This is a genomic window from Marinobacter sp. L-46 (assembly GCF_056859535.1).
This window is the reverse complement of sequence record NZ_JBSXOP010000074.1, coordinates 43,343-53,410: the sequence shown is the minus strand read 5'-3', so window position 1 is coordinate 53,410 and position 10,068 is coordinate 43,343. Positions and strand designations below refer to the sequence as shown.

Here is a 10,068-nt window from a genome sequence, read left to right as displayed (position 1 = left end):
TTTCATTGAGGCCAGAGTCACCGGAGTGACTCATCATAAAGGCCGGATATATGTGCGCAGTTTTACCCAGTTAACTTTTTACACCACCGAGAGCTTGGGAGGCTTGCGCAACAAGAGGTCTACATATATGTGCTCGTAGCGGTTTTTGGACAGGCCCTTCCAGCACCAACTCTTACTCAATAAGAACATGAACTCAAACGTAGAAACGGTGAGCACGAACATGACACAGAGGGTATTCATAACCGGCGGGGCCAGTGGCCTGGGCCGGGCGATTGCATTGCGGTACGCCAAAGAGGGCGCGAAAGTCTGCATCGGGGACATCAACCCGGAACAGGGTGTAGCCGTTGAAGCGGAGCTGAACAACGCCGGTGGCGAAGGCTACTTTGTTGAATGTGATGTACGCCGCCTGAGCGACTTCGAGAAAGTCCGTGATGACCTGGTACAGAAATGGGGTGGTGTGGACGTTGTCGTCAACAACGCCGGCGTTGCCTCCGCAGGCTCCATTGAAGACACCACCATGGCAGACTGGGAATGGATCCTCGACATCAACGTACTGGGCGTAGTGCGTGGCTGCAAAGCTTTCACGCCTCTGTTCAAGGAGCAGGGCTCCGGCGCGTTTGTGAACGTAGCCTCCATGGCCGGACTCATGCTTGCCCCCTTGATGGACAGCTACAATGTCTCCAAGGCCGGAGTCATTGCTCTGTCTGAAACTCTCAGCCAGGAGCTGCGGGATGCCGGTATTCATGTCAGCTGCGTGTGCCCGGCGTTTTTTCAGACCAATCTGACCAGCACCATGCGTTCGGACATTCCCGGTATCCAGCAGAACGTGAACAAGCTGATGAAGCGCTCCAGCATTACCGCCGAAGACGTGGCCGAGGATATTTTCCGCAGTGTGAAAGACAAGGATTTCTGGGTGCTGCCCCACGCCAAGGAGCGCCGTATGTGGGTGCTCAAGCGCCATGCGCCCTGGGCGTTTGACTGGTTGATGCACCAGGAAACCAAGCGCTGGATGAGCAAGATGGGTGGCAAGGCGAACGCCTGAACACATCACAGGAGAGATTGAATGACACAGATCGACCAGGCCGTAGACATCCGCGAAGGCGAAGAGCTGGATATCAGCGCCGTCGACCGGTTCATGAAGCAGGCCATTCCGGGCCTGGAAGGCCAGCCGAGCATCAAGCAGTACCCGGGCGGTGCGTCCAACCTGACCTATCAGGTGGATTACGGCGACCAGTCTTACGTGCTGCGCCGGCCGCCGTTCGGCAAGATTGCCAAGTCTGCCCATGACATGCTGCGGGAAGCTCGCGTAATGGAGGCCTTGAAGCCGGCGTATCCCTACGTGCCCAATATTGTCGCCATCTGCGACGATCACAGCGTTCTGGGCTGTGACTTCTACGTGATGGAACGGCTCAAGGGCATCATTCTGCGCCAGGACTTCCCCAAGGATTTCGAGCTGAGCGCTGAAGACACCCGCAAGCTGTGCCTGAACGTGATCGACAAGCTGGTAGACCTGCATACCGTGGATGCCAGGGCCGCAGGCCTGGACAAGCTGGGTAAGGGCGCCGGTTACGTGCAGCGGCAGATTGGCGGCTGGAGCGATCGGTTCCGGAAGGCTCGTACGGAAGACGTGGGTGACTTTGAAGAAGTGATGGCCTGGCTCAATGACAAGATGCCGGACGACATTGCCCAGGTGGTGATCCACAACGACTACCGTTTCGACAACGTGGTGCTTAACCCGGACAACCCGTTTGAAGTGATCGGCGTGCTGGACTGGGAAATGGCCACCATCGGCGATCCGCTGATGGATCTGGGCAACAGCCTGGCCTACTGGATTGAAGCGGACGATGAAGGCCCGTTCCAGATGCTTCGGCGCCAGCCCACCCACCGCCCTGGCATGCTGACCCGGAAGGAAGTGGTGGACTACTACATGGAGAAGTCCGGATTTCGTGCCGAAAAGTTCGATTTTTATGAAATCTATGGCCTGTTCCGGTTGGCGGTGATTATCCAACAAATTTATTACCGCTTCTACCACGGCCAGACCAAGGACAAGCGCTTTGCCGCCTTTGGCCATGCCGCCAACTACCTGGAGAAGCGCTGCCAGCGGCTGATCCGCGAGAGCACCCTGTAATGGCCACCATCTATCTGGTACGCCATGGCCAGGCCAGTTTTGGCAAGGAAAACTACGATCAGTTGTCTCCCCGCGGCTGGGAGCAGGGCAAGATTCTGGGCCGCTGGCTGGCGGACAAGGTAGAACCCGGCGCCATTTTTGGCGGTAACTTGCAGCGCCATCGGGAAACTGTCGAGGCGATCACCACCGGTTACGGTGTCAGCCTGCCGGATATGCAGGTGCTGGAAGGCCTGAACGAGTTTGATCATCTGGAAGTGGTGGAGCGCCTGCGCCCGGAATGGGCGGATAAACAGGTGATGGCGCGGGACCTCGCCAGCTTTCCCAAACCTGCAAGAGCCTTCCAGCAGGCTTTCGAGAAGGCGGTGACCCGCTGGGTGAGTGGCGAGTTCGATCAGGAATACAGCGAAACCTGGAACGGATTCCGGCAGCGGGTTGGCCATGCACTGGATCAGCTGATTGAGCTGGCGGACGGTGCCGATGTGATTGTGTCTACCTCTGGCGGCCCCATTGCGGTCATTGCCCAGCGCCTGCTTGAACTGTCAGACCGCAAGGCGCTGGAGATGAACAATGTGATTGCCAACACCAGCGTGTCCCGCATTCTGTATTCCGGCTCCCGGCGCAGCCTGGCCGTATTCAACAACTATAGCCACCTGGAAGCGGAAGACCCCGCCCTGGTGACATTCCGATAAGCTGAGGGAATTCCATGAGCAACAAAAACCTGTTCGACCTGACTGGCAAAGTCGCCCTGGTAACCGGCGCCAGCCGTGGTATCGGAGAGAGCATTGCCCGCACACTGGCCCATTACGGCGCCCACGTGATTGTCAGCAGCCGCAAGATTGACGGTTGCGAAGCCGTGGCCAGCAGCATCCGGGAAGACGGCGGCAGCGCTGAAGCCTTCGCCTGCCACATCGGTGAGATGGACCAGATTGAAGCGGTGTGGGAGCACATTGCCAACGAGCACGGCAAGGTGGATATCCTGGTCAACAACGCCGCCGCTAACCCGTATTTTGGGCCGGTGGAAGATACCGATTTAGGTGCCTTCAACAAAACCGTGGACGTGAACATCCGCGGCTACTTCTTCATGTGTGCCCGTGGCGCTAAGATGATGAAGAAAAACGGCGGCGGTTCCATTGTAAACGTGGCGTCGGTTAACGGCGTAAACCCCGGCCACTTCCAGGGCATCTATTCGGTGACCAAGGCAGCGGTAATTTCCATGACCAAGTCCTTCGCCATGGAGCTGGGCCAGCAGAATGTGCGGGTGAATGCCTTGTTGCCGGGCCTGACTGATACCAAGTTCGCCAGCGCCCTGACAACCAACGAGGCCATCAAAAAGCAGGCCATGGCCCACATTCCTATGAAGCGGGTGGCCGATCCGGACGAAATGGCCGGTACCGTGCTGTACCTGGTGTCCAATGCTTCCAGCTACACCACCGGCGCCTGCATTAACGCGGACGGTGGTTACCTGACGGTTTAATCACAGCCAGAATGAAAAGGGCCGGAGAATTCGTCATCTCCGGCCCTTTTTTGTGTCTATACCTCCAAAGAAATACCAAATTTGATTTTTGCCAAGATTGCTCTGTTTGACTACAGTAATGAATACACACATAAAAAAGGCGGGTTTATGGACGACCTCCAACCACTGACGCCGGAGCAGCGCAAGAGCAGCGAATTCCGGCTATTTGTCTTCATCATCGTCTTCCTGTTTCCCATCCTGGCCGTTGCCGTGGTGGGCGGCTACGGCTTCCTGGTCTGGATGTCCCAGATATTCATGGGCCCGCCGGGGCCACCCGGGGGATAGGGGCGACCATGGCTGTGAACGAGTCCCGCCGGCTGTTTCTGCGCGGCGGCAGGGCAGTTGCGTCTGAGTGGCGGCCGCCCTGGACAACCCAGGCCATCACTGACCAGTGCACCCGTTGCGATCGCTGCATTGAAGCCTGCCCGGAAGACGTGCTGTTTAGTGGTGACGGTGGTTTTCCGAAAATCCGCTTTACCGGCGAAGGCTGCACATTGTGTGGGGAATGCGCCAGGTCCTGCCCGGAACCGGTGTTTGACCTGGACCGTGAGGCATTTCCCTGGCGTGCCCAGGTGCAGGATAACTGCCTTGCCAAAGCCAATATCCATTGCCAGACCTGCCGCGACGCCTGCGAGCCAATGGCCATCCGATTTCCACCCAGGCTTGCTCATGTCGCCGTCCCGGAGATTGCCGAAGACGAGTGTACCGGGTGTGGTGCCTGCGTCGCCGTGTGCCCTGAAGGTGCCATCAGTCTGATTACTCAGGAACAGAGAGAGCCAGCCCATGCCTGATTCGCAGAAAGCCGAAATTCACATTGCCAGTTTTCTGGTACACGTGCGCCCGGAGTCTCTGGACGCTGTTCTTGAACTGCTTGAACAAACGCCAGGCCTGGAAGAGGGCACTCGAGACCCGATTGGGAAACTGGTGGTTCTGGCAGAGGGTAGTAGCCATCAGGATTTGCTCGGTGCCATGGAGTTGATTGAGAGTGCGCCAGGCATTCTGGAATGCATTCTGGTTTACCACGAAGTGATGTCGCCCGAAGAGGCAAGGCAACAGTTGATTGCTACAGGACAGTCAGAAACAGAACAACAGGAAGCAATGTCATGAACCTGACACGACGTGAATTCGCAAAAGCCAATGCGCTGGCCATGGCGGCATCTGCTGCCGGCCTGTCGATACCGGCGGCGGCCAGTAATCTGATCACGAATGCCGAGCTCACTGAGCTCAAGTGGAGCAAGGCGCCCTGTCGTTTTTGTGGCACCGGTTGCAGTGTGATGGTCGCAACCAGAGACAACCAGATAGTGGCGACCCATGGCGACACGCAATCGGAAGTGAACCGTGGTCTGAACTGTGTGAAAGGCTACTTTCTGTCGAAGATTCTATACGGTCGCGACCGGCTGACCAAGCCCTTGCTGCGCAAACGCGACGGCAAATTTCACAAGGAAGGTGATTTCCAGGAGGTCAGCTGGGACGAAGCCCTGGATGTGATGGCTGAAAAGTTCACCAGTGCCATCAAGGAGCACGGTCCGGAAAGCGTCGGCATGTTTGGTTCCGGCCAGTGGACCATCTGGGAAGGTTACGCGGCGAGCAAACTGTTCAAGGCTGGCTTCCGCTCCAACAATATTGATCCTAATGCCCGCCATTGTATGGCATCGGCGGTGGCAGGCTTCATGCGGACCTTTGGCTCCGATGAGCCGATGGGTGTCTATGACGACATCGAAAGCGCTGATGCCTTCGTGCTTTGGGGCGCCAACATGGCGGAAATGCACCCGATTCTCTGGACTCGGGTAACGGACCGTCGTTTGTCCCATCCCGGCACCGAAGTGGCCGTACTCTCAACCTACGAACATCGCTGCTTTGATCTGGCCGACCTGCCGATGGTGATGGAGCCCCACGCCGATGTCGCGATTCTGAACTACATTGCCAATTACATCATCCAGAGCAACGCGGTGAACCGGGATTTCGTCAGTAAACATACCCGGTTCGTACGTGGTGCAGACGACATTGGCTACGGTCTGAGGCCGGAAGACCCGCGCGAGCAGAATGCCAAGAACGCCAATAATGCCAACGACTGGGAAGATATGTCGTTTGAGGATTTTGCCCGGCATGTCCGTGAGTACGATGTGAAGAAGGCCGCCGAGATCTCCGGCGTCTCTGAAGAACGGCTCGAACGCCTGGCAAAGCTATATGCCGATCCGGACAAGCGTGTCACCACCTTCTGGACCATGGGCGTAAACCAACACACCCGCGGCGTTTGGGTGAACAACCTGATCTATAACATCCACCTGCTGACAGGCAAGATTGCCACCCCAGGCAACAGCCCGTTCTCGCTGACCGGTCAGCCTTCCGCTTGCGGTACCGCCCGTGAAGTAGGCACCTTCGCCCATCGACTGCCAGCCGATATGGTGGTGGCAAATCCGGAGCACAGGGCCAAGGCCGAGAAGATCTGGAAACTGCCGGAGGGCACCATCCCGGCCAAGCCAGGTTATCATGCCGTGCTGCAAAGCCGGATGCTGAAAGACAGCAAACTGAAGGTGTACTGGACTCAGGTCACCAACAATATCCAGGCTGGCCCCAATACCATGCAGGAAACCCTGCCGGGCTGGCGCAATCCCGACACCTTTATCATTGTCTCCGACATTTATCCCACGGTTTCGGCGCAGGCCGCAGACCTGATTCTGCCTGCCGCTGGTTGGGTTGAAAAAGAAGGGGCGTTTGGTAACGCTGAGCGCCGGACTCAGCTCTGGCGCCAACTTGTGAACGCACCAGGAGACGCCCGCTCAGACCTCTGGCAAACCGTGGCCCTGTCTCAGCGAATCAAAGTGGCCGATGTGTGGCCAGAGGATCTGATTGCCAAGGCACCAGAAACGCGGGACAGAACCCTGTTTGACGTGCTATTCCGCAACGGCAATGTGGACCGTTATCCACTGGACGACCTGCACCCGGATTATGAGAACCAGGAGTCGAAAGACTTTGGTTTCTACATCCAGAAGGGCATTTTCGAGGAGTACCGCCAGTTTGGTGCCGGCAAAGGCAAAGACCTGGCCGATTTCGAGACCTACCACGCCACCCGTGGCTTGAGATGGCCAGTCGTTGACGGCAAGGAAACCCTGTGGCGCTATCGCGAAGGGTCAGACCCATACGTGGCGGAGGGCAGTGGTTTCCAGTTTTACGGCAACCCGGACAACCGGGCACGAATCTTCGCGGTACCCCATGAGCCGCCTGCGGAATCTCCGGACGACGAATACCCGTTCTGGCTGTGCACTGGCCGGGTACTGGAGCACTGGCACACTGGTTCGATGACCCGCCGTGTGTCCGAGCTGCACAAGGCGGTACCGGATGCCCTGTTGTACATGAACGCCGATGATGCCCGTGACAAGGGCTGGCGGCGCGGCAGTGAGGTGAAGGTGATCAGCCGCCGGGGTGAAGTCCGTGTGCGGGTGGAAACCCGTGGTCGTGTTCGTATGCCCAAGGGCATGGTGTATGTGCCTTTCTTCGATGCTGGCAAGCTGATCAATAAGGTCACGCTGGACGCAACGGACCCCATTTCCAAACAGACCGACTTCAAGAAGTGCGCGGTCCGTCTGGAACTGGTTAACCTGGCTTAAGGAGACGTCACCATGAGAATGCTTGTATTTTTGCTTGCCGCCTCCCTGGCCTTCCTGGCGTATGCCGAGAGTGATCATTTGTCACCCTCTTCACCGGATGGTCTGCGCAAAGGCGGAACTCTCGGACAGGATCTGCCCGCACCGCCTATCGCCGGTGATCCCAGAGAGGTGAAACGGGAAGTGCGTAACTATCCGGAGCAACCGCCGGTGATTCCCCATGCCATCCGCGACTATCAGGTAGACAAGAACTTCAACCGTTGCCTGGATTGCCATAGCCGCGAGGCAGCCGTGCAGGCGGGTGCGCCCATGGTGAGCGTGACTCACTTTATGGATCGTCACTTTCAGGTGCGGGCTGAGGTTACGCCGGGGCGCTATTTCTGTACCCAGTGCCATGTGCCCCAAACCGATGCTCAGCCGCTGGTGGAGTCAGATTTCAAAGCCGTGGATGAAGTGATCCGTGCCTCCAACAGAGGAGATCGCTGATGATGAAACGGCTGAAGCTCTACTGGAACCTGTTGCGCAAGCCCAGTGTGCACTACAGCCTCGGTTTCCTGACGCTCAGCGGCTTTATTGCCGGGATCATCTTCTGGGGTGGTTTCAACACGGCGCTGGAAGTGACCAACACCGAGCAGTTCTGCATAGGGTGCCATGAGATGTACAGCAACCCGTATCAGGAGCTGAAAACAACCATCCATTACACTAACCGATCAGGTGTACGTGCCGAATGTTCAGATTGCCACGTGCCCCACGGCTGGACTCACAAGATTGGTCGAAAGATGGAAGCCTCGAAAGAAGTCTGGGGTTGGATATTTGGCTCCATCAACACGCCAGAGAAATTTGAGGCCAAGCGACGTGAGCTGGCGGAGCGGGAGTGGCAGCGGCTGAAAGCCAACGATTCCCTTGAGTGTCGTAATTGCCATGAGTTCGATTCGATGGACTTCACGCTGCAGGATCCAAGGGCGTCCCAGGCGCACTCAACGGCATTGGCAGACGGCGAGCAAACCTGCATCGATTGCCACAAGGGCATCGCGCACAAGCTGCCTGACATGGCCGGGGTATCCCGGTAGGTTCAGGCTTTTACTGGCGGGGCCTTACTGGATGGAAGGCCCAGAGCCATCAGCCGGTGACTGGGACAGGGACGTTCCGACCGGTGGCCGGAAATGCAGGGAGTAAAGCACGCGATCCAGCACCGCCTGGCCATTCCAGGCCGGGTTGTTATTGACCATGCCGACGATGGCCCAGGTGGTGTTCCTGTCATCACGAGTAAAGCCTGCAATGGAACGTACGTCTGCCAGGGTACCGGTTTTGATGCGCCCTTCGCCATCCATGCCGGTGTTGCGCAACCGGCTGGCCATGGTTCCGTCCATGGCAATGATCGGTAGCGAGGCCATCAGGTCAGAGGCATACCGGCTTTCCCAGGCATGCTGCAGAATTCGGGCACCCTGCCGGGCGGTGATGCGGCCATGGCGGGTCAGGCCGGAGCCGTTGTCGATCACCATGCCGGCGGTGTTGATGCCTTTCTGCTCGAGCCAGTCATAAATGGCCCGGATACCGGCTACCCGGTCATCGTTGTCCGAGTCTTGCCGCACTTCTGCGCCAATGGCCAGAAGCATCTGCCGGGCCATTACGTTGCTGCTCCACTTGTTGATGTCCCGCACCATGGTTACCAGGTCGGGGGAGGTGGTTCGCATGACCAGCCGCAGGTCTTCCGGAGTTTGTTCAAAACGGTCGCCGCCGCTCACGATAATGCCCATTTCTGACAGTACCGTGCGAATGGTCGAGGCCGCGTAGTGATCGTGGGGTAGCAGTGACATATAGGTAGTGGTGCGGCAACCCTGAGGCAGTTCGCCGGTCACCTGCACGGTCACTCGCTGGTCGTCATGAAACACCGGTTGCCATTTGAAGTCCCGACGGGATGGGCAGGGGCCTTCCGGCACGGCGGTTACCCGGTTGTCGATGGTGACTTCGCCAAGGTTGGGGGTGGTCCAGGCCTGGGTGCCACGCTCGTCTGCCCGTACCTGGAAATGCAGCAGGTTCAGGTTGGTGAGGTAGGCCGAGGGCTCCACCAGGAAAGGCGCGTACGGGTTGTTGCCATTATCTTCAAAATGCGGGAAGCCGCCATCAACCTGAAAGTAACTGCCGTCCAGCACCAGGTCGCCGCTGATGCGGTTTATTCCCATGTCTTTGAGTTCCCTGAGCGTGCCCCACAGCCGCTCCAGGGTCAGCTTCGGGTCGCCGCCGAAGCGCACATAAAGGTTACCTTCCAGGGTATCGCCCACCATCTGGCCATCGGTCAGAAAATCGGTATTCCAGTGGTGATTGGGGCCAAGCAGTTCCAGGGCGGCGTAGGTGGTTACCAGCTTCATGATGGAGCCGGGGTTCATCAGCTGGTCAGCGTTTACATACTGGTCGATGCCCGGGCCGTTCAGGGGCACGGCGGCAACGCTCAGGCCTTGCTCGTTGTTCAGGGATTTGGTGGCGTAGTCGCGGATTTCGGAGGCCCATAACCCGGAGCTGGAGAACCCCCTGGTGGTGCTGTCCGGGCTCTGAGCCAGGGCCTGGGTGCCAAGTGAACACGCCGCAGCCACAGCAATCAGCAGACGGCCGTGATTTGAAAATCTCCGGAGTGAGCGCGCACTCGCCTTTGAACCGTGCTGTTGCATGGCCTGAGTCCCTGTTGAGCTTATTTTTCTACCATAGCCCATCTTTTCGTTTTGTACTATGCAAAAAAGTGATACATGACGTTAAATAAAGTCAGTAGTTGCCTTGTTTATATTGAAGTTTTGTTGCATTTGAGAAGTGGGCTTTGTGAATCAGTG

Annotated in this window: 11 protein-coding genes; 10 read left to right on the top strand and 1 reads right to left on the bottom strand. The window is 57.7% G+C overall.

The window, feature by feature from the left end; translation table 11 throughout:
- Positions 1-220: 220 nt before the first annotated feature.
- From AC13DJ_RS12335 to AC13DJ_RS12290, 10 genes are all read left to right on the top strand, one after another.
- Complete coding sequence (locus AC13DJ_RS12335) at positions 221-1,042, top strand: SDR family oxidoreductase (RefSeq protein ID WP_232900711.1); 822 nt, start codon at positions 221-223, stop codon at positions 1,040-1,042.
- 21 nt (positions 1,043-1,063) lie between these two features.
- The gene (locus tag AC13DJ_RS12330; protein WP_303293638.1) at positions 1,064-2,128 is read left to right on the top strand and encodes a phosphotransferase family protein; all 1,065 of its coding nucleotides are present in this window, start codon (positions 1,064-1,066) and stop codon (positions 2,126-2,128) included.
- Positions 2,128-2,817, top strand: coding sequence for a histidine phosphatase family protein (locus tag AC13DJ_RS12325; RefSeq protein ID WP_482933773.1), 690 nt, complete (start codon positions 2,128-2,130; stop codon positions 2,815-2,817). The genes AC13DJ_RS12330 and AC13DJ_RS12325 overlap by 1 nt, the downstream gene beginning before the upstream one ends.
- Positions 2,818-2,831: 14 nt before the next feature.
- Complete coding sequence (locus AC13DJ_RS12320) at positions 2,832-3,602, top strand: SDR family oxidoreductase (RefSeq protein WP_482933772.1); 771 nt, start codon at positions 2,832-2,834, stop codon at positions 3,600-3,602.
- A gap of 147 nt (positions 3,603-3,749) precedes the next feature.
- Positions 3,750-3,926, top strand: coding sequence for a periplasmic nitrate reductase, NapE protein (locus tag AC13DJ_RS12315; protein ID WP_288372687.1), 177 nt, complete (start codon positions 3,750-3,752; stop codon positions 3,924-3,926).
- A gap of 8 nt (positions 3,927-3,934) precedes the next feature.
- Complete coding sequence (gene napF, locus AC13DJ_RS12310) at positions 3,935-4,432, top strand: ferredoxin-type protein NapF (protein WP_482933771.1); 498 nt, start codon at positions 3,935-3,937, stop codon at positions 4,430-4,432.
- Positions 4,425-4,748 carry a chaperone NapD gene (locus AC13DJ_RS12305; protein WP_482933770.1) on the top strand — a complete coding sequence of 108 codons (324 nt, stop codon included), beginning with the start codon at positions 4,425-4,427 and terminating at the stop codon, positions 4,746-4,748. The genes napF and AC13DJ_RS12305 overlap by 8 nt, the downstream gene beginning before the upstream one ends.
- Positions 4,745-7,249 carry a nitrate reductase catalytic subunit NapA gene (napA, locus tag AC13DJ_RS12300; RefSeq protein ID WP_482933769.1) on the top strand — a complete coding sequence of 835 codons (2,505 nt, stop codon included), beginning with the start codon at positions 4,745-4,747 and terminating at the stop codon, positions 7,247-7,249. The genes AC13DJ_RS12305 and napA overlap by 4 nt, the downstream gene beginning before the upstream one ends.
- 12 nt (positions 7,250-7,261) lie before the next feature.
- Positions 7,262-7,732: a nitrate reductase cytochrome c-type subunit gene (locus AC13DJ_RS12295; RefSeq protein WP_288372695.1), complete on the top strand. Its 471-nt coding sequence runs from the start codon at positions 7,262-7,264 to the stop codon at positions 7,730-7,732.
- Entirely contained in the window at positions 7,732-8,316 is a 585-nt protein-coding gene (locus AC13DJ_RS12290) for a NapC/NirT family cytochrome c (RefSeq protein WP_072677850.1), read from the top strand. The genes AC13DJ_RS12295 and AC13DJ_RS12290 overlap by 1 nt, the downstream gene beginning before the upstream one ends.
- A 24-nt stretch (positions 8,317-8,340) precedes the next feature.
- On the opposite strand, the gene dacB is transcribed toward AC13DJ_RS12290, so the two are convergent.
- Positions 8,341-9,912 carry a D-alanyl-D-alanine carboxypeptidase/D-alanyl-D-alanine endopeptidase gene (gene dacB / locus AC13DJ_RS12285; RefSeq protein WP_482933768.1) on the bottom strand — a complete coding sequence of 524 codons (1,572 nt, stop codon included), beginning with the start codon at positions 9,910-9,912 and terminating at the stop codon, positions 8,341-8,343.
- Positions 9,913-10,068: the final 156 nt, after the last annotated feature.